The sequence below is a fragment of the Yoonia sp. TsM2_T14_4 genome (genome assembly GCF_049602355.1).
Classification (GTDB): Bacteria; Pseudomonadota; Alphaproteobacteria; order Rhodobacterales; family Rhodobacteraceae; genus Yoonia; species Yoonia vestfoldensis_A.
Genome location: NZ_CP187137.1, coordinates 153985 through 176550, shown reverse-complemented (window position 1 = coordinate 176550; position 22566 = coordinate 153985). Strand labels below are relative to the sequence as shown.

The 22566-nt window shown below is 58.5% G+C and carries 20 protein-coding genes; 8 read left to right on the top strand and 12 right to left on the bottom strand.

The features are described 5' to 3' along the window. Nucleotides 1-4: 4 nt before the first annotated feature. The 6 genes from ACPF9B_RS00820 to ACPF9B_RS00795 all read right to left on the bottom strand — a co-directional run bounded on the left by ACPF9B_RS00820 (nucleotide 5) and on the right by ACPF9B_RS00795 (nucleotide 5302). Complete coding sequence (locus ACPF9B_RS00820) at nucleotides 5-976, bottom strand: Bug family tripartite tricarboxylate transporter substrate binding protein (RefSeq protein WP_007205904.1); 972 nt, start codon at nucleotides 974-976, stop codon at nucleotides 5-7. Between the two features lie 119 nt (nucleotides 977-1095). Beyond that, entirely contained in the window at nucleotides 1096-1947 is an 852-nt protein-coding gene (locus ACPF9B_RS00815) for a universal stress protein (protein WP_424178568.1), read from the bottom strand. A 544-nt stretch (nucleotides 1948-2491) separates the two neighbouring features. Then, nucleotides 2492-4177: a hypothetical protein gene (locus ACPF9B_RS00810; protein WP_424178566.1), complete on the bottom strand. Its 1686-nt coding sequence runs from the start codon at nucleotides 4175-4177 to the stop codon at nucleotides 2492-2494. Nucleotides 4178-4367: 190 nt separating this feature from the next. After that, the gene (locus ACPF9B_RS00805) at nucleotides 4368-4862 is read right to left on the bottom strand and encodes a DUF305 domain-containing protein (RefSeq protein WP_424178564.1); all 495 of its coding nucleotides are present in this window, start codon (nucleotides 4860-4862) and stop codon (nucleotides 4368-4370) included. 33 nt (nucleotides 4863-4895) lie between these two features. Beyond that, nucleotides 4896-5108 (bottom strand): hypothetical protein, encoded by a 213-nt coding sequence (locus tag ACPF9B_RS00800; RefSeq protein WP_424178562.1) that lies wholly within the window; start codon nucleotides 5106-5108, stop codon nucleotides 4896-4898. Continuing rightward, on the bottom strand, nucleotides 5105-5302 hold the full coding sequence (locus ACPF9B_RS00795) for a heavy-metal-associated domain-containing protein (RefSeq protein WP_007205909.1): 198 nt from the start codon (nucleotides 5300-5302) through the stop codon (nucleotides 5105-5107). Before ACPF9B_RS00795 ends, ACPF9B_RS00800 begins: the two co-directional genes overlap by 4 nt. 350 nt (nucleotides 5303-5652) lie before the next feature. On the opposite strand from ACPF9B_RS00795, the gene ACPF9B_RS00790 reads away from it, so the two are divergent. After that, nucleotides 5653-6231 (top strand): hypothetical protein, encoded by a 579-nt coding sequence (locus ACPF9B_RS00790; RefSeq protein ID WP_424178560.1) that lies wholly within the window; start codon nucleotides 5653-5655, stop codon nucleotides 6229-6231. A 65-nt stretch (nucleotides 6232-6296) separates the two neighbouring features. Here ACPF9B_RS00790 and ACPF9B_RS00785 read toward each other — a convergent pair whose 3' ends face one another. Then, a complete protein-coding gene (locus ACPF9B_RS00785) occupies nucleotides 6297-8738 on the bottom strand; it encodes a response regulator (RefSeq protein ID WP_424178558.1) in 2442 nt (813 codons plus the stop codon). Nucleotides 8739-9565: 827 nt separating this feature from the next. On the opposite strand from ACPF9B_RS00785, the gene ACPF9B_RS00780 reads away from it, so the two are divergent. The 7 genes from ACPF9B_RS00780 (at nucleotide 9566) to ACPF9B_RS00750 (ending at nucleotide 16548) form a co-directional block, all read left to right on the top strand. Then, a complete protein-coding gene (locus ACPF9B_RS00780) occupies nucleotides 9566-10180 on the top strand; it encodes a response regulator (protein WP_007205913.1) in 615 nt (204 codons plus the stop codon). A 22-nt stretch (nucleotides 10181-10202) separates the two neighbouring features. Further along, nucleotides 10203-10409 (top strand): hypothetical protein, encoded by a 207-nt coding sequence (locus ACPF9B_RS00775; RefSeq protein ID WP_424178555.1) that lies wholly within the window; start codon nucleotides 10203-10205, stop codon nucleotides 10407-10409. A 595-nt stretch (nucleotides 10410-11004) separates the two neighbouring features. After that, the gene (locus tag ACPF9B_RS00770; protein ID WP_424178553.1) at nucleotides 11005-12636 is read left to right on the top strand and encodes a peptide ABC transporter substrate-binding protein; all 1632 of its coding nucleotides are present in this window, start codon (nucleotides 11005-11007) and stop codon (nucleotides 12634-12636) included. Nucleotides 12637-12710: 74 nt separating this feature from the next. After that, the gene (gene oppB / locus ACPF9B_RS00765) at nucleotides 12711-13634 is read left to right on the top strand and encodes an oligopeptide ABC transporter permease OppB (RefSeq protein WP_424178551.1); all 924 of its coding nucleotides are present in this window, start codon (nucleotides 12711-12713) and stop codon (nucleotides 13632-13634) included. Nucleotides 13635-13644: 10 nt separating this feature from the next. After that, on the top strand, nucleotides 13645-14571 hold the full coding sequence (locus ACPF9B_RS00760) for an ABC transporter permease subunit (protein WP_424178549.1): 927 nt from the start codon (nucleotides 13645-13647) through the stop codon (nucleotides 14569-14571). Between the two features lies 1 nt (nucleotide 14572). After that, complete coding sequence (locus ACPF9B_RS00755; protein ID WP_424178547.1) at nucleotides 14573-15541, top strand: oligopeptide/dipeptide ABC transporter ATP-binding protein; 969 nt, start codon at nucleotides 14573-14575, stop codon at nucleotides 15539-15541. Next, on the top strand, nucleotides 15541-16548 hold the full coding sequence (locus ACPF9B_RS00750) for an oligopeptide/dipeptide ABC transporter ATP-binding protein (RefSeq protein ID WP_424178545.1): 1008 nt from the start codon (nucleotides 15541-15543) through the stop codon (nucleotides 16546-16548). The genes ACPF9B_RS00755 and ACPF9B_RS00750 overlap by 1 nt, the downstream gene beginning before the upstream one ends. Before the next feature lie 6 nt (nucleotides 16549-16554). Here the strand turns inward: ACPF9B_RS00750 and urtE are convergent, their stop codons facing one another. The 5 genes from urtE to urtA form a co-directional block, all read right to left on the bottom strand. After that, nucleotides 16555-17250 (bottom strand): urea ABC transporter ATP-binding subunit UrtE, encoded by a 696-nt coding sequence (gene urtE, locus ACPF9B_RS00745; RefSeq protein ID WP_007205920.1) that lies wholly within the window; start codon nucleotides 17248-17250, stop codon nucleotides 16555-16557. 3 nt (nucleotides 17251-17253) lie between these two features. Next, on the bottom strand, nucleotides 17254-17991 hold the full coding sequence (gene urtD, locus ACPF9B_RS00740; protein WP_424178543.1) for an urea ABC transporter ATP-binding protein UrtD: 738 nt from the start codon (nucleotides 17989-17991) through the stop codon (nucleotides 17254-17256). Then, nucleotides 17988-19163, bottom strand: coding sequence for an urea ABC transporter permease subunit UrtC (gene urtC, locus ACPF9B_RS00735; protein ID WP_424178541.1), 1176 nt, complete (start codon nucleotides 19161-19163; stop codon nucleotides 17988-17990). The genes urtD and urtC overlap by 4 nt, the downstream gene beginning before the upstream one ends. Before the next feature lie 4 nt (nucleotides 19164-19167). Next, the gene (gene urtB, locus ACPF9B_RS00730) at nucleotides 19168-21126 is read right to left on the bottom strand and encodes an urea ABC transporter permease subunit UrtB (protein ID WP_007205923.1); all 1959 of its coding nucleotides are present in this window, start codon (nucleotides 21124-21126) and stop codon (nucleotides 19168-19170) included. A 66-nt stretch (nucleotides 21127-21192) separates the two neighbouring features. After that, nucleotides 21193-22473, bottom strand: coding sequence for an urea ABC transporter substrate-binding protein (gene urtA / locus ACPF9B_RS00725; protein ID WP_424178538.1), 1281 nt, complete (start codon nucleotides 22471-22473; stop codon nucleotides 21193-21195). Between the last annotated feature and the right edge of the window lie 93 nt (nucleotides 22474-22566).

Here is a 22566-nt window from a genome sequence, read left to right as displayed (position 1 = left end):
TGGCTCAGTTGTTCAATTCAGACAGAAGCGTGCGATGGTTCTGGACTTGGGTCGCCCAATAGGCGCGGGTCTCGGCCTCATCCATCACCATCGGGGACAGGCTTTCCGAGACAAGGTATCCTTGCCACTTTTCGCTGTCGTAAACCGAGCCGAATATCTCGCGGTAATAGGCAGCCGCTTCAGCCGACATGCCCGGTGCGCCCACGACAGCCCGCTGGTTGTAATAAGAGAAATCGTGGCCCATTTCCTTCAGGGTCGGCACGTCAGGATAGGCGTCCATCCGTTCGTCCGAGAAGCTAAGGAGCGGCACGAAATCGCCGGACTCGTAAAACCCCTTGGCCTCGGCCGGGTTGTTGACTGTCGCCATGATCTGCTGGCCCGCAAGATCTTTGGCCACGGCACCACCGCCATCATAAGGGATATACTTGACCTTGAGGTCGTAGGCGCCGGACATGTACGCGATGACAATCGAGTCTTCCTGGCCAGTGCCAGTGCCGCCCATGACGAATTCGCCGTCCATGTCCCGCACCTTTGCGACAAAGTCCTCGAAGGTGGTGATGCCTGAATCCTTGTGGACCCACAGAACAAACGGATCGACACCCATCATGACGATCGGGGTAAAGGTTTCGATATCGACGCCCAGGGCTTCCTGACGGATCGGTGTCGTATAGAAGGAATTGAGCGTGACCATCAGGGTGTGATCAGGGTCACGGGCGTCCTTGAGGTGCAGCAACGACTCCGCCCCAGAACCGCCACCCCGGTTGGTGGGGATCAACGGGCGATTGGTCAGACTGTTTTCCTCGACCACGGATTGAATGAAGCGCGCGATCTGATCCGCACCGCCGCCGGCGCCTGCCATGATGGTGAAATCAATCGGGCGTTTGGGCTGCCAGTCTTCGGCGAAGGCCGCCATTGGCAGGGTCGCGATTGTGGTGCTGGCTGCCAGCGCAAGAAAAAGTCTTTTGGTAAGTTTCATGGTGGGTTCCTCCCTGGTATGTCCGGTTGTCCCGGGCTGATATTTCCGCGTTCTGCGCGGCCTTGCTTAATTCTTACAAAACGCCGCATTGCGGCGGCGCGCGCTGATGGGATGATGCATCAATGCGCCATCAGAACCGGCATCTCGGTGTCATCCACGATGCGCTGCGTATTGCCGCCAAACAGCATTTCGGTCTCATGGCTATGGCTATAGGCACCTGTTACCAGCAGGCTGGCCCCGATGGTTTTGCAGGTGGCCAAAAGCGCAGTTGCTGGGTCCTTGCCATCAAAGTGAACAATCTCGGCGGTGATCCCGCGGATGGCGTAATAGGCGACCAATTCCTCGGCCGTCGGGCCGTGCGGTTGCAATTTACCGCCGGTCAGAATGCTGACGCGCTTGGCCGCATGCACGATGTCCAATGACGACGCGACGGCGCGCGCCGCTGGCAGCGATCCGTTCCAGCCGACTGCCACATGCTGTGCGAAGGTCGCGTCAGGCTGCAATTGTCCCGGACAGATCAGCACTGGGCGACCCGCCCCATAGAGCGCCGATTTGAGCGAAGTCGGCCCCAAATTGTTTTCCCGCTGAGGCTTGGGAAGGACGATCAGATCGGTCAGGCGACCCGCATGCCGGACCACATCGGCCATGCGCCCGGGTTCTTCGGTAAATGTGCAAGTGGCGGTGCCGGCTTCGCTGGCATCTTCGCTCAGCCCGAATTCGCGCGCCAGACGATGCAGGATGCCCCGCAGGTGGTCTTCCTGCCGGTTGGCAAGCTCGACCGCCTGCTCTAGCATCACCTTGCGCGCAAAGTCGTTCAGCGGAACGCCTTGCGGCAGAAGGTCCTGAGGCTGGACGCGACAATGCACAACATTGACCTGTGCATCATGCTGCTTTGCCAGCTGTGCTGCGTGGGCAAGCACGGTCGCAACCATGCCATCGCCACGCACAGGAACCAAAATTGACTTCAACATCGTGCTCTTCCCCGCGTCTTATCCGTCGCCACTTTGTGGCATTTTCTTACGGGGTGAACCTTTCAGCTGGCCCATCCGAAAGGTTGTACGCAATAAAGTTACGCGCAGGAATGTTTCGTCAAGTGGTAAATATTCGTAATAAATTTAGTATGACAATTTTGTGATGTTTTTTAAGCTGTTGTAAAATAATAAAATTTTTGTATCCTAAGGTATACTGCAAAATCAGAGTACTTAGGCGAAGTTGAGCCATCCAAATGTGGCTTTTTCGACTTCGCCTTGTCAGAGGATTCGCGTGATGCATCGCATTGCTCCGCGATCCGCAAAACGCGAAGCTGCCGTCGCTGGGCTGGGGTGGCGGCAGCGCGCGCCCGGTTCCGCCCATCTGGATCGACAGATTGTCTGTTGGCGCGATGTCATCGACCGTGAGCCGTTCAACTGGGCGGGCAGACAAGACACGCTGGTCCCTGACGATTTGTCCTACCCCAATCCACTTTCGGGGGCCAAGATCAGGGTGCATCCGGCGATTATATCCAAGGCGCGGCCTTCAGAGGTCACCTTGCGCGCTTGGCGGTGGCGATTGCCAAATAATACGAACAGAAGCGCCATGCGGTATTGGTCGCCTTTCCGGATGCTGCTTTTTGCGCCGGTCACGATCAACCCTGGGCACAAACAAACCGATCCAAAGTAGGTAAAAAAGCAACTCGGCCGCTTGCACAGGCATTGTATTACTCTGTGCCGGCTGCGCCATGTCGGATTGGTCGACCGCCTGCGCCAATACGGCAAGGATCATGTTATCGACTGACGCGTCGTCTCTTTTGGCCGATGCAACACCAATATCATGCACCGTACCAGATTGCAGGTGCGGGGCATCGGGCGACAAGGTTGTGGCGGTGATCTCGGCCAACTGATCAAACAGGCTCAGCCGGTAAACAAGCTTGGCTGCCACTGGCGCATCCATGGGCAGGACGATGGCAAGGTGTTGATCTTCTGCGCCAAGGGTCAAAACTGGCCGGCCGTCCGGATCGTGGGATAATTGCAGGGGGAACCCGTCCAACGTCGCCATGACGGGCGTCTGTGTCGGGTTGTAGATCAGCGTATAGACACCTTGTTTCAGCAGGTCTGCCGCTTGGATATCAGGTGTCGGGAGCATGTCATCAGGGTTGCCATCGGGGCCGAGCATCGCGGCAAGCAGGTCCGGCCTATCCTCGGACATCCTGTCAAACGAACCCGCGTTGAACGTCAGTAAACCGTCCTCGCCGACGTCAAGCCCGATGTCGGCGGGCAAAACAGGATTTGACGCAAAGCCATAAACCGGACGGGTTGTGATCTTGCGCAGCCGGTCAAGCAGAGTTTGCGCGAGTATTCCGTCTTGCGGGCTGATGTCGGTGCCGCTGACCACGCCACGTTTTGCGATGCCCGCAAGGAAGGTCTGTATCGCGTTCACTTCACGGATCAAGGACGCCACCCGTAATTGCAGCGCGGCAATAGTCTCTTTTGGACGCAGATATGCGTGATTTTGCAATGTCAGAACGACACGAGATTCTACCGCTACGCCATCCGTGGCCGGAATTTCGTCAACAGACCCGACAAGCGGCTGGCCTTGGGGCGGCAAAGCCGCTTGCAGAACATGCAAAATTGTCTTGATCGACGCCGGTTGCAGCGCATGCGCCGTGCCAGGACGGCTTTTCACGACAAGTGCAAGACCCTGCCGTGTCTGCAGCAGCCAAGCTTTCAGGCCGGAGAGGCCATTCAGGCTTTGGACGAGGGACTGCAAACTGTCATTGCCAGCGCCAATCGCAACTGTGTGATCGGTGGTGCCGGTGGACAGCTTGACTGGGCCAGCGGGCGGCAGCAGTATTGTCCCCTGTTGCGCATATTGGGCAAATCTCACAACGATGATCTGGGACGTGCCTTGTGGCCGCATGACTGGGTCGGATGACAATGCAGTCCGACTGATCCCAACCGGCGCGCCACTTGCGGGCGGCTGCGCGATCTTGTTGCTCTCGTTGGCTCCAGCCAGCGTTTCAAGCGACGACCTGAGCACGCTGACGGCTTGATAGATTTGCGCCCTGATCGAGATCGCCGTTTGGACGCTTGCCGTAGCACGATCTGTTTGAAGCATCTTTTGCGCAGGTGCAGAGGCCCCACCAAGCGGCGTAGGCGGCACCGATGTCATGCGCCGCTCAGACAGGGCGCTTTCGGCCAAGTGATGGGCTTTGATGTCAACCATTTGAAAGCTCCCAACCTTGTTACAGTAACGGCTTTCAGCGGTGATAATTTATTGTTCGCCCCGGCCGGACCAGAGGTCTGCAGTAGCATTCATTTCTGTATTGGCCCAAATCGCCCATCGACACGCTGTGCGAACCGCCGCGCCATTTTGTGCAAAACCGCGCGGTTTGCACCGCGCGGTCCTGGTTGGGTCAGTTGGCGTTTTCAGCCAACCAATTGCGCATCTCTTCCATCTCGCCCACCTGCGCGGCGATGATCTGATTGGCGAGGGCAAGCATCTGTGGGTCTTTGCCATGCGCGATCAACACCTGTGCCATATCGATGGCACCCTGATGGTGGGCGATCATCCCGCAAGCAAAGGCCACATCTGCGTCCTCGTTCATCATGCCGTCCTGCATGGCGGGCATGCTGATCATCATGCGGCGCATGTTGTCCTGCACATGTTCGGGCATTGATTCAAGATCGACATCTTCCATGTCCATCATCCCCATCATGCCGGACCCCATGTCACCGGATTGGTCACCATGCATGCCCCCATGGCCCATGGCTCCATGGGCCATCGCGCCCATCGCGGGAACGACATTGCATTGTTCGGGAAGCTGGAACACAGGGTCCTGCGCATGCGCTGCAAATGCGAAAGTGGTTGCAACAAGTGTGGTCGCAAAAAGTGTTTTAACGGTGTTCATTTTTTCTCCTGGATATCTGAATGTCTTGCGCGGTCAAACGAGCACCGCTCGGGGTGGTGGGATGATGATCGCTGGATGACGTCCTGACGTGTCAGCCACAGCGGGTGCGACCGGATGGTTCACATGCGATACCACCGGCATGACCATCGCGGCATCGCCCGGCAGCCCGGCAAATAACGCGATCAGCAAAAGAACCGGCAACAGCGTCAATCGCAATCCATGGCCTGTTGTGCCGATGCTGGTCATGCAATCCGTCGTGGCGGGAAACCGGCCTGCGACAGGGCCTGTTCGATGGCCATGCCGTCAGCCTTTGATGTCACCGCGACGCGCTTCGTCGGCAAGTCGATGACGACATCCGCCGCAGGGTCGAGCGTGTGGATCGTGGCAGTAATGGATCTGGCGCATCCACCGCACCCCATCTTGTCGATCTGAAACTGCATGGTTTCTCCAACCCGATTGATACATCTGGATTCGACATGGGTGTTCCAGTTACTGGAAGGTCAAGGGCCAACATGAACATATTTCTTGATCTGCTTTCCGGGCCTTTGTGTTGGTGTAAGCACCCTGGGTCTGCCGCAATGTTCTGACAGCAGACTGGGCGTTAGCGGCGCACACCGGCATCGTTGCTCGCAAATAAAGCCCACATAATTCGATCTTTGGAATGAAACATGTCGAAAGATAGAAATTTAATACTTCCGGATTGATGATGTATCCGTTGGCGGCATGGTAAAAATACGCTGTATTTCCCTTGGATGGAAGGGACTGATCAACGGATAGAGCTGATCTGACCATGTCGCTTATCAACATCAACACCCCGGCAGCCAAACTGAACAGACCCACAGGTTTGCGCGGTCTTTTCTATGATATTCGCTCCTGGGTGGACGGCGAGGTCGTGACCGGCAATCAGCTGCGCGACGATCAGCTATTATTCGACACTGAGACCGCGAGTTTCGATCTGATCGCGCCAGAGCTGATTGAAGACCGTACGATCTATATCGTTGATCAAACGGGCGGCACTTTATACCCAAAGGTCAGCAATGTGGCCGCGACGGCAAAATCCTTCGAAACCTTCGCCAGCCTCGAAGACGCAGCAGAGGCCGCGATGGACAAGTCGCACGACAGCGTCGCGCTTGTGCTGAATATTGACCTGATCGTGGACATGAATGATGCTGTCGAACAGTTGATCGCCGTCAAGCTGGCTTTGCCCGACGTGCCGGTGATTATCTGCAGCAGAACATTTTCAAAAAACAATTTCTCGCTTCAAAGACGCGCGATCGCTGATGCGTCCTTGCGCCTTCCGTGTACGGATGTGTCACTTGCACTGGCCATTGAAAGCGGCATCTTGAATAATAAGAACAGGCGCATCTAGGGCAATCCCCGCAGACGCCTCGTTTCGTCCAGCTTGCGCTCAGTGAACAGACAATGATCTTTTAGTCAGGCGGTGTGGGCGGCCAAGGCCCTAGATAGACTGGCGCTGTCAAACTTGACCGTTTCGAGCAAGCTCCACAGCTTTTGCCTGTCGCGCGCATTTGCGGCTTGTTCGGCGGCGCAGAGCGTTTTGGACAATCCTGAAAACCCCAAAACCGCGGTCGATCCGACCACGCGATGGATCGCGGCAGCAGCCTGATCATCTGCGTCGGGATGTGCATCCAGCGCATCCAACAATTCGGCAACTTCTGTCAGCCCAGCCTTCATCAGCCTGATCGCATTGTCGTCACCCAACGTTTCCGACAAAGCGGTAATAGCGCGCTGCACCTCGGTGCGTTCGGGGTCGCCCGCTACTGGTGTGGGTGCGGGCGCAGTTTCTTGTGGCAAGTATCCATCCAGAACCGCCGCAATCTCGTCTTGCGTCGTGGGTTTGGTCAATACGCCATCAATGCCTGCATTCCGCACCTCGTCGCTGTAGTGTATATTGGTATAGGCTGTCACCGCGACAATCATCGCATCGCAAGACGGACCACCTGCGCGGATGATGCGGGATGCTGTATAGCCGTCCATGACCGGCATGTTCACATCCATAAAAATGACGTCATAGGCCCGCATTGCGGCAAGACCGACAGCGATGCTGCCATCCTTTGCTTCATCGACGCTATGCCCAAGCTGGCGGACCACCGCAGCAAGAAGCGAAAGGTTGATTGCATTGTCATCAACCACCAGAATGTTGCGCGGCCCGACCAAGGGTTTTTCATGCCGGTTCTGCGCTGCAGGCTGCGACAGATTCTGCGCAGAGGCGCTGGCAGTGGCTGTCGACAGATCAATACTGAAACTGAAGGTGCTTCCTTCACCGGGGCTGCTTGTCAGACCCAAGGCGCCGTTCATCTGCTTGACAGCAGCATTTGCAATAACCAAACCAAGCCCGGCACCCTCGCGCGGGTGCGCACGATCACCATTTAACATTTTGAACTCTTCAAACAAACTCTCTTGCTTTTCTAGCGCTATTCCGACGCCTGTGTCCACCACCGCCACGTCGAGCGTGAACTTTCCTACGCTGGTCTCACGGAAAGATAACGCGACGGTAACACGCCCATTCGCCGTGAATTTGACCGCATTTCCGACAAGATTGTAGATCGCCCGCACAAAGGCGGGCGGCGTGCCGACAAAGGACGGTAACGGCGTGTCGCCCTGTTCCACGCGCAGGGCAAGCTGGGTATTCTGCCCAGCGGCCAGCGGGGTCAATTCGTTCAGGATCTCGGCGACGATGGCTGTGGGATCGAACAGAACCTTTTGCTGCGGCTGCCCATTCAACCGCGTCATGTCCAGCACATCATTGATCTGTTGCAAGGCACGCAGGCTGCAGTCACGCGCTGTCTGCACCAGGTTGCGGCCGACCTGGTCCATTGCTGTCTGGTCCAGCAAATCAAGTGCTGCGATCATGCCCTGCAGCGGCGTGCGCATGTCATGGCTCATCATCCCCAGAAAGGCAGTCTTGGCCGCAGCGTTCCTTTCTGCGCCCAAGCGTTCGATGCGCAGCTGGTCTTCGGCGGCGGCGGCGGCGGTCATGTCGCGGATGAACACGATCATGATCGGGCGGCCATCAAGGTCGATATCAGCTGTTACGGATAGGTCTGCTGGGAATGACGGCCCGTTCGGTCGGCGTGCCATGACACGCATCACACCCGTAGTGATCAGCGGCGGCGTCACAGCGGCATCGTCTGGTTGCGCATTGGTTGGCTGCACGTCTTGCATGTCGATCAGCGCGCCGATGTGATGCCCGGCCAGATCGTCGGCCGGCACGCCAAAAACGCGGGTCACCGTTTGGTTAGTCAGCAATATCCTGCCATCCGCGTCGATAACGATGATCGCGTCCACGGCAGAATCGTTTGCCTTGCACAAGATGCCTGACAGGCGCTGCGCCCGACCTTCGACGCGACGCCACAAGGACAGGCCAGCCACCACCAACAACATGGCCACGATCGCCACGATATTGTGGATCCAAAGCTGTCGCAAAAATGACCGTTCAGCCTGCTGCGCGATCTCAGCTGTACGGACAGCATACAATTCAGTCGCAGCCGTGATGTCTTGCACGATCTGTGCAGCCGCGTGCAGGCGTGTCGTCACAACAAGAATTGTCTGCGCGTCGGTTGGATCTATCGCATCAATCCGCTCCGCGAGCGCGTTGCGGACCGCATCAAGCGCCACAAGTTTTTCGCCAAGATCGGGAGCTAGATCAGGATCAGACAACAAGACCATGGCCGCTTCAACGCGTTGTGAAAATCCGTCGAACAAAAGGTTCAACCGGGCCAAACCGTTTTGCGACTCTAATTCTGGATCGGAACGGGCCAGCAAAAGACCATCTGCCGCCAGCACCAGTGCGCCATGGATCACATCAAGATCGACCAATTGCGCGCGCGCAGCTTCGGCCGCAGTGTCACGCATCGTCTTGAGCCGTTGCTGCAGCGATGCGGCGTTAAATAGTATTAATATGCAAGTCAGAAGAAGAAAAAGGACAATAGCCACGACGAAAAAACGGCGTGATTTCAATGGCGCAAGAAAAATGGATGTAGCGGACGCCATGACACCCCTTCAGTCCGCGAATACCTCGGCCTGAGTACGTTAAGAAATAGTTAAAGGTAAAAACTTTTCGGTCTCATAGCACAGGGTGCTATCAGCCCGAGGCTTTACGAGTACCATACTTTTGTTCCGGATACAAAACGCATCACCGGCTATGCTTGGATCGCGACCGATGCGCACCAAATGCCTGCATCCGCGCATTAGCGCGACAGCAGGGGGCGCGCGCAGTTTTGAAAAATCAGTGCCTGCGGCGGTCTGGGCCATCATCTTACGCGACGGGTCGGAATGAGTATTCTTGCCTGTTCGGGGTGCATCAGCATCTGTCCACCCCGTGCAGCAAGATAAGGTATCATCAGACCATGCACTGGCCGCAAACAAGTCTTTCGGTAACGCGGCGCGCATGCCGCATGATTCTTGAAAACTTCGCCGCAGCACAATCACTATCCCCCAACGGACGGATAACAGCACCCAAAAGCAATATAAAGCTAACTTTAGATATAAAGTTATCTTAAGTTGTTGTGTTACTTTTCCTTTTACTAGTTTAAGAACTTTACACGGGGAACTCGCGGACGCAACTTATACAAAATCACTTTATAAGGTATTAAATATCTTTCGATGCACGCACCAGATGTGCGGAAACGTAAGGGAGGCAAGTTAGTGACACAAATACGTTTTCTCGTCGGTCAGCAGCCATGACCCGGATACTTGTCGCTGATGACCACCGATTGATTGCGGAATCCGTCTCGCTTTCGCTGTCGATGAGCGAGGGGTTCGATGTCGAAATCTCGGATAGCCTGTCTTCGACCTTGGAAAAAATCATCTCAGAACCGCCCTATTCCATTGTCATGCTTGATCTGCGCATGCCTGGGATGGACGGGATCAACAGCATCAAAAAGGTGGTCGATGCCGCTGGTGACGCGAATGTGGTGCTGTTTTCGGCCAATGCTGACACGCATACCGTGGCACGCGCGATCGAGGTCGGTGTGCGGGGTCTTGTGCCGAAAACCCTGCCGCTTCAGTCCTTGGGCAGTGTCCTGCGGCTTATCCAGTCTGGGCAGATGTTCATACCAGCCGAAAACCGCATAACCCCCGGCGATGCCCGCGGACAATCGCTCCTGAGCGAAAGTGAATTGGCGGTCTTGCAGATGGCGGCATCTGGCATGACGAACAAGCATATCGCCAACAATCTTGATATGAACGAAGCGCGGATCAAGATGCACATGCGCACGATCTGCCGCAAGCTTGGAGCACGCAACCGCGCACATGCGGCCATGATTGGCCGCGACATGGGAATCGTTGACCACTGACAAATGCTGAGATGGCGGCTTGATGGGCAAGGTACATATCTTTCGCGTGACGCCAAAATTTCATGCAAATAACATGCCGACCGGGCAAACCGGTTCAGGCTTCAGCGTGGGGCCCATGGCGATGGTGGCATATTTTCTGTCCTGTCGTGATCAGCAGCAGCCAAAGACGTTGCAGATTGCGCAATATGGCAAAGTGACAGCTGTAGCTGGCGTGGCCATGGCGGCGTGAAACGAAAAGGCACTGCATCGCGATAGATCAGGTTTGTCGCGCCGGTGCCGACTGCGACCACCTGCAGGGCATGGGGCGGTTCAATAACGCGCAAGGCGTCGAATGCGGCTCAATAGCCTCGACACAGGTGCCGCAAAAGCAAGAGGCGACAATAGTCAGACCGGCTCATGTCATAGCCCTGCCCGCCCCGTCCAGCAATGTACCCAGTCGTCGCCGACAGCCCGGCACAACCAAGATAATATGTCAGGCGCGTGCCGCAGGGCAGCGCCACAACAGGCGGCTGCTGCACATTTTTTTATGATCGACAGCACCTTGCTGGTCCCTGACAGTTGCCGAACAAGGCACCAACGCGTATAAATTCAAGGGCGTGACAGATGAGCATATTTTTTGTTGCCTATTCAAAAGGCATGTCCGCAAAATTGGCGGGCATCTGTCAGTCTGATCTGGGGGCCTGCCGTGGCGGCACTTGCTCTATGCTCTTGTCAATCCGGACATTGCATCCGAGAGTTGCGCGTCCAAGCATCGGATACCGGACTCAACCAATCTGAGGCATGTGCCAACAGCCCTTTCAAACAGAGGCAACAGGGAGATTATCGTGACACTCAAAACTCTACTCAAGGCTAGCAGCGCCATCGTTTTGCTGTCGGCTATCGCCGCCAATGCACAGGCAACCCACCCCGTAACAGGCGAGGCGCTGGCCGAGGTACAGACCTTTACCTATCGCGTGCTGGATGAACATTCCTCTGTCGATCCTCAGGTGGTCGAGGATGTGACTGGCGCAGAGGTCGTGCGCGACCTGTTCGAAGGTCTGATGAACCAGGATGCCGCTGGGAACCTTGTCCCCGGCGTGGCGACAGGTTTCGAAGTGTCCGAGGACGGGCTGACTTATACTTTCACCCTGCGTGACAATGCCCGCTGGTCGAACGGAGATCCGGTGCTGGCCAGCGATTTTGTTTACGCATGGAAACGCGCCGTTGATCCGGCACTTGCGTCCGAATACGCGTGGTTCATGGAGCTGATGTCCATCGAAAACGCCGCCGCCATCATCGCGGGCGACATGGACAAGGACGCACTGGGCGTCACAGCCCCGGATGACAGCACCTTTGTTGTGACCCTGTCGCAGCCCCTGCCCTATTTCGCGCAGATGACGACGCATTCCACGACTTTCCCCGTGCATCCCGCCACGGTCGAGGAACATGGCGACACCTGGACACGCCCCGAAAACATCGTGTCCAACGGGGCCTATGTGCTGCGCGAACATGTCCCGCAGGAACGTCTGGTGCGCGTGCGCAACGACATGTACTGGGACAACGAAAACACGATCATCGACGAAGTCACATCCTTGGTGATCAATGATGTCAATCAGGGCCTGACCCGCTATCTGGCAGGCGAGCTTGACCGCACCGAAGTGCCACCGGGCCAGTATCAGCGTCTGTCTGCCGAATATCCCGATCAGGCCATCAGCATTCCGCGCCTGTGTTCCTATTATTATAACTTCAATCTGTCCGAAGGTGGGCCAGAGGCGTTGCAGGACGTGCGCGTGCGTCAGGCGATGAACCTTGCCGTGAACCGCGACGTGATCGTGAACAACGTTTTGGGTGCAGGCCAAACGGCAGCCTATAACTTTACCCCCGTGCGCACTGCTGGTTTCACCCTGCCCGATCTGCCGATTGCCGACATGACGCAGGAAGACCGCAACGCCATGGCGGTCGCGCTGATAACCGAAGCCGGTTACGGCATTGGTGGTGAGCCGCTGAGCATCGAATTGCTGTACAACACGGACGAGGCGCACCAGAACATCGCCGTGGCCCTTGGCCAGATGTGGCAGCAGACGCTGGGTATCCAGACAACGCTGGCCAATCAGGAATGGCAGACTTTTTTGCAGACCCGCGGCAACCAGAACTTTGAAATGGCCCGTGGCGCATGGTGTGGTGATTACAACGAGGCATCGACCTTTCTTGATCTCGTGACCACCGATTCGGGCTACAACGATGCGAAATATTCGAATGCAGAAGTCGATCAGCTGATGGCAGAGGCCAAGACAGCCGCAGACCCGCAGCCGAACTATACCCGCGTCGAGCAGATCATCGCCGAAGAGGTGCCGATCATCCCGATCTACCATTATGCCGACGGGTACATGTTCAACCCCGAACTGAAGGGCTGGCCTGTCGATAACGTCGAACAAAACTGGTATAGCCGCGAACTTTATAAGGTCGCTGGCGAATAGACTGATGGTTTGAAACCTGACCTGCGCCTTCCTGACGGGGGCGCAGGTTGTCGTTTGTTGCAGCGGAGACTGCCATGTTCAATTTCGTGCTAAAGCGCTTGGGAATTGCGGTCCCGACGATCCTGATCCTGATCGTCTTGTCGTTCATGCTGATGTTCGCGGCCCCCGGCGGGCCGTTCAACAGCGAACGCCCGCTGCCGCCGCAAGTGCTGGCCAATCTCGAGGCGCGTTACGGGTTGGACCAGCCTTACTGGAAACAGATGTATGATTACGTCGTGAACGTGGTCACGCGGTTCGATTTCGGCCCCTCGTTTCAATACCGCGACCGCACGGTGACCGATGTCATCATGCAGGGCTTTCCGGTCACGCTGACCTATGGGTTCTGGTCCTTCGTCGTCGCGGTGATCGTCGGTGTGTCGCTGGGCGTGGTTGCCGCGATCAAACACAACACATGGCTGGATTACCTTGCCGTGGGCATTTCGGTCGGCGCGCAGGTGCTGCCCAATTTCGTCATGGCGCCTATTCTGGTGCTGGTCTTTACGCTGTGGCTGGGCTGGTTGCCGGGCGGCGGCTGGCAAGGCGGGCAATGGCAATATCTGATCCTGCCGGTGATCGCGCTATCCACCAGCTACATGGCGTCGATTGCGCGGATCACGCGGTCGTCGATGCTCGAAGTGCTGAACGCCGGTTTCATCCGCACGGCGCGTGCCAAAGGCCTGCCGACATGGCGGATCATTCTGGGCCACGCGCTCAAACCCGCCATGCTGCCAGTGCTGTCCTATCTGGGGCCTGCTTTCGTGCTGATGATCACCGGATCAGTTGTGATCGACGTCTATTTCTCGACCGGCGGGATCGGGCAGTTTTTCGTCAATTCGGCCTTTAGCCGCGATTATGCGGTCATCATGGGGATCACCATTCTGGTCGGCGTGCTGACCATCCTGTTCAACCTTGTGGTCGACGTGCTTTACGCATGGATCGACCCCAAGATCCGCTATTAGAGGGCGCGCGATGTATCCCGACAAGACAACCGGCGCTGCTTTGGTCGATGCTGCGCATCTGGCAGAGGTGCAGGGCCGGTCGCTGTGGAAAGACGCGCGCCAGCGGTTCATGCGCAACAAGGCCGCAGTGGCCGGATTGGTCGCGCTGATCCTGATCACGCTGTTTGCGTTCTTCGGCGGGCTTCTGGCGCAGTGGAGCGCGCAGGAAATCAACTGGGTGATGATGGGCAATGTCGCGCAGGCCGGTGGGCCAAGTATAGCCAACGGTCATTATTTCGGTGTCGATGAACTGGGCCGCGATCTTTATGCGCGCACAGTGCAGGGTACGCGGATTTCGTTGCTGGTGGGTTTCGTGGGTGCCGCCATCGCGGTGATCGTTGGCACGCTTTACGGCGCGATCGCGGGCTATTTCGGTGGGCGCACTGACGGCATCATGATGCGGATCGTGGATATCCTGATGGCGATCCCCTTCATGTTCGTGCTGATCCTGATGCTGGTGATCTTTGGCCGGTCGATCCTGATGCTGTTCATCGGGATCGGGCTGATCTCGTGGCTGGATATGTCGCGCATCGCGCGAGGTCAGACACTGACCCTGAAAAACAAGGAATTCGTCGAAGCCGCCATCGCCATCGGCGTACGCCCGATGACGATCATCCTGCGCCATATCGTGCCGAACCTTTTGGGGCTGGTCATCGTCTATGCCACCTTGCTGGTGCCGACCATGATCATCACCGAAAGTTTCATCAGCTTTCTGGGACTGGGCGTGCAGGAACCCGCCACATCGCTGGGCGCACTGATTTCGGCAGGTGCGGGCCAGATGCAATACGGCGTGATCTGGCAGCTGGCCTTTCCGTTATTCTTTTTCATCGTGACGCTTTTTGCGTTCTTCTTCGTGGGCGACGGGCTGCGTGACGCGCTCGACCCCAAGGACCGCTGACATGACCTTGCTGCAAACAAAAGACCTGACCGTCACCTTCCAGACCGCCGATGGCCCCGTGAACGCGGTGAACGGGGTGAATTTCAGCATCGACAAAGGCGAAACGCTGGCCATCGTCGGCGAAAGCGGGTCGGGCAAAAGCCAGACAGCCTTTGCCATCATGGGCCTGCTTGCCCGCAACGGCCAAGCGACAGGGCAGGCTTTGTTCGACGGCCAAGACCTGCTGGCGATGCCGCAAAAGGCGCTGAACAAGATCCGCGCCAATGATGTCGCGATGATCTTTCAGGACCCGATGACATCGCTGAACCCCTATATCCGCATTTCCGACCAGATGGCCGAGGTGCTGACCCTGCACAAAGGGATCAGCAAACGCGCTGCCATCGCCCAATCGGTGCATATGCTGGATGCGGTCGGTATCCCCGATGCAAAAGCGCGGATCAGCAGCTATCCGCATGAATTTTCCGGCGGGATGCGCCAGCGGATCATGATCGCAATGGCGCTTTTGTGCGAACCGCGCCTGTTGATCGCGGATGAACCGACCACCGCCCTTGATGTGACGGTGCAGGCGCAGATCATGCGGGTGCTGGCGGATATCCGGCGCGATTTCGGCACAGCGATGATCCTGATCACCCATGATCTGGGGATCGTCGCCGATGCTTGTGACCGGACATTGGTGCTGTATGGCGGGCAGATCATGGAAGAAGGGCCGACAGATGATGTCTTTGCGCGTCCGTCGCATCCTTATACCGCAGGTCTGCTGCGCGCCGTGCCGCGCCTTGACCGCGACGATGACGAATTACTGTCCATCGCGGGCGAACCGCCCGACATGTCGCGCCTGCCAGCGGGTTGTCCATTCTCGCCGCGCTGTGCGGCGGTGATGCCGCATTGCCCGACCGTGAAACCCGCCTTGGAAAGCTTCGACGGCACCCGTCGCAGCGCCTGCCATCTGCCAATCGAAGAGGTCGCGTGATGGAACCGATCCTTTCCGTTCAAGACCTGAGCGTCACCTTCGATATCCACCCGCAAGGCGCATGGCCCTGGACCAAGCCGCAGAAACTGCATGCCGTGAACGGCATCAGCTTTGATCTTGCCCCCGGTCAATGCCTTGGCGTTGTCGGCGAAAGCGGATCGGGCAAATCGACACTCGCGCGCGCCATCGTCGGCACTGTGCCATCCAGCCATGGGCGCATCATGTTCGAAGCGCATGATCTGGCGTCCATGTCCCCATCGGCGCGCCGCGTGCATCGCAAGGATGTGCAGATGATCTTTCAGGACCCGCTGGCCGCCCTGAACCCGCGCATGACGGTGGGCGATATCATCGCCGAACCGCTGATCACGCATGAACCCAAAGTCCCCCGCGCCGAGGTTCGCCGCCGCGTGCAGGCGCTGATGGAACGCGTGGGCCTGCTGCCCAATCTGGTGAACCGCTATCCGCACGAATTTTCCGGCGGCCAGTGCCAGCGTATCGGGATCGCGCGGGCGCTGATCCTGAAACCCAAGTTGCTGATCTGCGATGAACCTGTGTCGGCGCTCGATGTGTCGGTGCAGGCGCAGGTGGTCAACCTTTTGCGCGAATTGCAGCGCGACATGGGGCTGTCGATGATCTTTATCGCCCATGACCTGAGCGTGGTGAAACATGTGTCCGACAAGGTGATGGTCATGTATCTGGGCCGCACGATGGAACTGGCGGACAGCAAACCGCTGACCACCGGACCACGCCATCCTTATAGTCAGGCACTGATCGCGTCCGTGCCGATCCCCGATCCGGTGCTGGAACGCGCGCGCAAACGGCCCGTGCTGGAAGGCGAATTGCCATCACCCCTGCGCCCGCCTTCGGGCTGTGTGTTCCGCACGCGCTGCCCCAAGGCACAAACCATCTGCGCCGAGATCCGCCCACCAATGACCGATGCCGACAACGGCCATATGGTCGCCTGCCATTTCGAGCAAAAGCAGGAGATGCTGGTCTTCGCGCGGTAGCGCCCGCTAGATCGACACCCGTTGCAGAATCGCATCCCGCGTCACGGCGCTGGCGGGTTGCGACAGCACCACCTCGCCCCGGTTCAGCACGCAGAACTGGTCGGCAAGGCTGTAGGCAAAGTCGAAATACTGCTCGACCAGAACGATGGCGATCTCGCCCTCGTCGCGGAGCAGTTCTATCACCTTGCCGATCTGCTTGATGATATTGGGCTGGATGCCTTCGGTCGGTTCGTCCAGCAACAACACCTTTGGCCGCGCGATCAACGCGCGCGCGATGGCCAGTTGCTGCTGCTGGCCCCCCGACAAATCGCCCCCCCGCCTGTCGCGCATCTGGTGCAGGACGGGGAACAGGTCATAGATCCGGTCAGGGATCTTGTGGGCGCTGCGCGGCAGGCAGGCGAAACCGGTTTGCAGGTTTTCCGTCACCGTCAGCAGCGCAAACACCTCGCGCCCCTGCGGGACATAGGCGATGCCTGCCTGTGCGGCCTCTGCTGCGCGGGGATGATCCAGCAGCTGCCCGTCCAGCGTGATCGTGCCGCCCGAATAGGGGTGCCGCCCCGCGATGGCGCGCAAAAGACTGGTCTTGCCCACGCCGTTGGTGCCCATCACGGCGGTGACCGCACCCGCCTGCGCCTCTAACGACACACCCCAGAGAATCTGCGACGCACCATAATGCAGCGTCAGGTTTTCGACTTTCAGCATTGCTCAGCGCCCCAGATAGACATCAATGACCTGCTGGTTCTTGGTCACATGGTCCAATGATCCTTCGGCCAGCACCGACCCTTCGTGCAGCACGGTCACGCGGCAATCCAGACGGCGGATGAATTCCATGTCATGTTCGATCACCACCACCGCCCGCGTCTGTGCCGCACGTTTCAAAAGGTCAGTGGTGTGTTCGCGTTCCGCCGGCGTCATACCAGCGGCGGGTTCATCGACCAGCAACAAACGCGGGTCTTGTGCCAGCAGCATCCCGATTTCGAGCCATTGTTTCTGCCCATGGCTCAGATCACCTGCGCGGTGGTCAAGACGGTCGGCCAGCCCCACCTCCTCGGCCAGTTCAACGATCCGGGCTTTGTCGGCGACTGTCGCCTTCCATGACAAGACAGCGAACGGGCCGCGTTTGTTTTTCAAAGCCATTGACAGGTTGGCGCGGACGGTCTGGTCTTCGAACACGGTGGGTTTTTGGAACTTGCGCCCGATCCCCGCTTTGGCGATCTGGCTTTCGGACAGTTTGACCAGATCGGTGGACAGCTCGCCCCACAGCACGCGGCCCGTGTCAGGGCGCGTCTTGCCGGTAACGATATCCATGAAGGTGGTCTTGCCCGCGCCATTCGGCCCGATCACGGCGCGCAATTCCGGCTCGCCAATCGCAATCGACAGGTTGTTGATCGCACGGAACCCGTCGAAGGTGACCGAAACGCCCGAGACTTCCAGCAGGGTCATGGTTGCCTCCTTACCAGATAGTCAAACAGCCCGCCGATGCCTTTGGGGAAAAACAGCGTGACGGCGACAAACCCCAGGCCCAGCAGCACCAACCACCAATCGGTCCATATGATGCGGACGGGCCCGAGTTCGATATTGGGCGCGCCGCCTCCGGTCAGCCAGCTTGACAGCAGCGACACGAAGGCAGCCCCGATCACAGCGCCATAAAGCCGCCCCCTGCCCCCGATGGCGACCCAGACCGCCAGATAGATCGACGCAATGGGCGCGATCTGGGCGGGGTTGATGATCCCCGCCTGCGGATAATAAAGCGCGCCTGCGATCCCTGCGACGCCAGCGGTGATGGTGAAGACGAACAATTTATAGGCTTCGACATTATAGCCAAGGAACCGCACCCGCGCCTCGTTATCGCGGATCGCACGGATAACAGAGCCAAACTTGCCCGACACCACCCAAGCGAACAACACATAGCCAAGCCCCAACGCCAGCGCCGATGCCCAGAAAAACCAGACAGAAATTACCGCCTGCGGCACGTCCAGCGCGCCGGGGATGTTCTGCAACCCCGACAGCCCGTTGTTGCCGCGCAGGCCAGTGTCATTCTGGAACAGATATAGGGACAATGCCAATGTCATCGCTTGCGTCAGGATCGAGAGATAGACCCCCGTGACCCGGCTGCGGAATGCCAGCCAGCCAAACACCAGCGCCAGCAGCCCCGGCACCAGCACGACCAGCGCCAGCTGCGCGGGCAATGATCCGGCAAAGGTCCAGATCAGCGGCAGGTCAGAACTGCCGACAACGCCGAAAATCTGGGAGGCGACGGCTTCGGCCACTTCGGTTTCGGTCGCGGGGATCGCCCCTTGGGCCAGATTGTCACGGATCACGATTTCGGTGCGCGCATACATCAGCCACATGCCGATGGCGTAACCGCCCAGCCCGAAAAACGCGAAATGCCCAAGGCTCAGGATGCCGCAATAGCCCCAGACAACATCCATCGCGATGGCGATCAGGCACAGGCACAGGGTCATGCCGAGGATCTTGACCATGTTGGTGGACATCACGCCCGCGCCCATGCCTTCCGACAGGATTGTCACGATCACGGTGAACAGACCGAGCAGCCCGATGAACCACAGAACCGACGGATTATCGCGCAGAAAGCTGCGGTTTGGCGTTGTCATGGCATTAATCCCCTGCCGCGCGACCCTTGAGGGCAACGATCCCTTTGGGGCGAAACTGGATGAACAGGATGATGAAAAGCACCATATAGGTTTGCGCAGCCAGCGTATTGGCCGGGTTGAACCATTCGATCCCCTTTTGCAGCGACCCGATCAGCGCGGCCCCCGCCAGCGTGCCGAATACTGACCCGACACCGCCGACAACGACGGTCATAAAGCTTTGCACGATGTAATTTGCCCCCATTTCGGATGTGACTTGGGCCACCAGCCCGATGGCGACACCCGCCACACCGGCGATGCCCGACCCAAGACCAAAGGTCAGCATGTTGATCCGGTCGGGGTTGATGCCCATGCTGGCGGCCATGCCGGGGTTCTGCGTGACGGCGCGCACCTCCAGCCCCAGCCGCGTGCGGTTGAGGATGTAGAGGAGCAACAGCAAAAACAGCGCCGCCATAATGAAGATACCAACCCGCACCGCAGCGACCGACACCAGATCATTGATCTGAATCGCGCCCGCCAGCCAGTCAGGTGCCGTGACAGGGCGGGCCTGCGTGCCAAAGATATTCTTGGCTAATTGCTGCAAGGCTATCGAAATCCCGAACGTCGCCAGCAAGGTTTCCAAAGGCCGCGTGTACAGATGCCGGATCACCAGCCGTTCCATCACCACACCGGCAAGGAATGTCACCGCAAAAGCCAGCGGCAACGCCACGGCCAATGACGCGGTGTAATCGGGGATGACCGTTTGCACGACATAGCCGGTATAAGCCCCCATCATGATGAATTCGCCATGTGCCATGTTGATGACCCGCATCACGCCAAAGGTGATCGCAAGCCCGATGGCGGCAAGGAAAAATATCGACGCTAGCGACAGCGCGTCAAAGCTCAGGCTCAGAAACTGGAACAGCGCGACCTTGGTCGTGGTGCTGTCTTGTGCCGCGCGCGCAGCATCGGTCACGGCGGAATCAGGTTCAAGATAGACGTCGAAGAACACGTATTGCGCGACGGCCTCGGCCATGTCCGCCTCTGTCACCAAGGGCGACACAGTGCCTGCATCCTGCAGCGCCTGATAGGCGATGATCCGGTTTGCGTCAGTGTTCAACTGGTGGACAGGCACACCGCCCACCGCGCCAGCTGTCACATTGGCGCGCAGCACGTCGCGGATCGCATTGCGCCCCGGTGCGGCAGGGGCAAGACCAGCGCTGACCAGCACGTCATAGGCGGCGGCCAGCGTGATCTGATCGCCCGGCGTCTTGACCACCGCCACGTTTACATCCGCGGGCAGGGTCGGGGCGAAATCGGCGCGGGTTTGCAGCAGCTGATTCAGAACAGAGCGCGCAGGCGTGCTGACATCCCCGCGCAAAGCCTCGATCGCGGCGATGCGGGTGGTGCTGTCGGGGTCAAACCGCGCGACCAGCAGCGCAATCAGCCGGTCCATGCGGACGGCGATGGCGGGGTCAGCCTCGGTCGCGCGGGCGGCCCGAATGGCGGCGATCTGTTCAGGGTCAGGGCTGCGGGCGGCGGCATCAAGGGCCGCGATCCGGCGGTCAGGATCGGGATGGGTCAGCTCGAACGCGACCAGCGCCGCGCCTATTTCACGGCGCACGCCGGCATTGGGGCGGATCTGGTTCACATCGCGGGTCCCGACGGTCGCAATCTCTGCGCCGCTGTCGATGTCGATCAGGGTCAGCTCGCCCGCTGCTGGGGCGGCGTAAAAGAACAATCCGTCTCCGGGCCGTTCATACACTTCGCGGTCGGACCATGCGCGCAAGAAGTCAACCGTGCCGGGGGCATCCGCCGTCAACAACGCCCGAAGCACGACAGGCACAGTCGACCGCGACGGGCTTGCGACATCGGCCTGTACGCTTTGCAGCACGTCCTGCAACAATGTGGCCGAAGGCTCTTGCGCCATGGCGGGGCCAACAAGCAAGGGCCACAACAGGGCAAAGGCGCGGAGGTATCGCAGCATCCAACGATCTTTCAAAAACGGGCAAAAGGTAGGGGCGCGCGCGCAAGTCACGCGCCCCCCTCTGCCTTAGTAGTTCGAGGTCAGCTGCACGCAGGTGCTGGTCGCGGTGTCGTACATACCGCATTCCAATGTCTGCCAATTGCTGGTCCAGGTCGCGCTTTCGGTCAGGAAGGGCGACCATGCCTCGCCCGCGACTTCGGGTGTCTGGCTGATGATGTCGAATTGCCCATCGGCACGGATTTCACCGATCAGCACAGGTTTCGACAGGTGGTGGTTGGCGTTCATCACCGCCATGCCGCCGGTCAGGTTGGGAAACTCCTGCCCCCACATCGCTTCGCGCACGGCGTCCACGTCGGTTGTGCCGGCCGCTTCGACCGCGTTCACCCACATGTTAAAGCCAATGTAATGCGCTTCCATCGGGTCATTGGTCACGCGGTCGGTGCTGCCGATGAAGTCATGCCAAGCGGTGATGAAGGATTCGTTTTCTGGGGTATCGGCGGACATGAAGTAGTTCCACGCCGCCAGATGGCCGACCAGACGGGATGTATCGAGACCCGACAATTCCTCTTCGCCCACCGAAAACGCGACGACGGGGATGTCATCGGCACTGACGCCTTGGGCGGCCAGTTCGGTGTAAAAGCCCACATTCGCGTCACCATTGATCGTAGAAATCACGCCGACCTGCTTGCCGCCTGCACCCAATGCCACGACGTCCGACACGATAGTCGACCAATCGGCATGACCGAAGGGGGTGTAGTTGACGAAGATATCTTCAGGCGCGATGCCCTTGGACAGCAGGTAGGATTCAAGGATCGCATTCGTCGTACGCGGATAGACGTAATCGGTACCCAACAAGGCAAAGCTTTCCACGCCCAACTCGTCGATGAAATAATCGACGGCGGGGATCGCCTGCTGGTTCGGCGCCGCACCCGTATAGAACACGTTGCGCGAGCTTTCCTGCCCTTCATATTGCACCGGATAGAAGAACAGGCCGTTCAGTTCTTCCAGCACCGGCAGCAATGCCTTGCGGCTGACCGATGTCCAAGCGCCGAAGATCACGTCGACCTCGTCCACGGTCAACAACTGGCGGGTCAGTTCGGCGAACAAGGGCCAGTCAGAGGCAGGGTCAACGACCACCGCTTCCAATTCGCAGCCCAGCAGACCGCCCTTGGCGTTCTGTTCAGCAACCAGCATCTGCATCACGTCGCGCAGGGTGGTTTCGGAAATCGCCATGCTGCCAGACAGCGAGTGCAGCACACCCACCTTGATCGGGCATGCGGCCTGTGCATTGGCCGCAGTGGACAGCGCAGCTACGGCAGCTGCCGCAAGTAAAGTCTTTTTCATCATGAAAAATAGCCTCCTGAGGTTGCGCCGCAGACCACAGGACAAACCGGTTTGAAAAATGTGTCGTTCAATCCATATCCTCGGACAGCAGCAGAG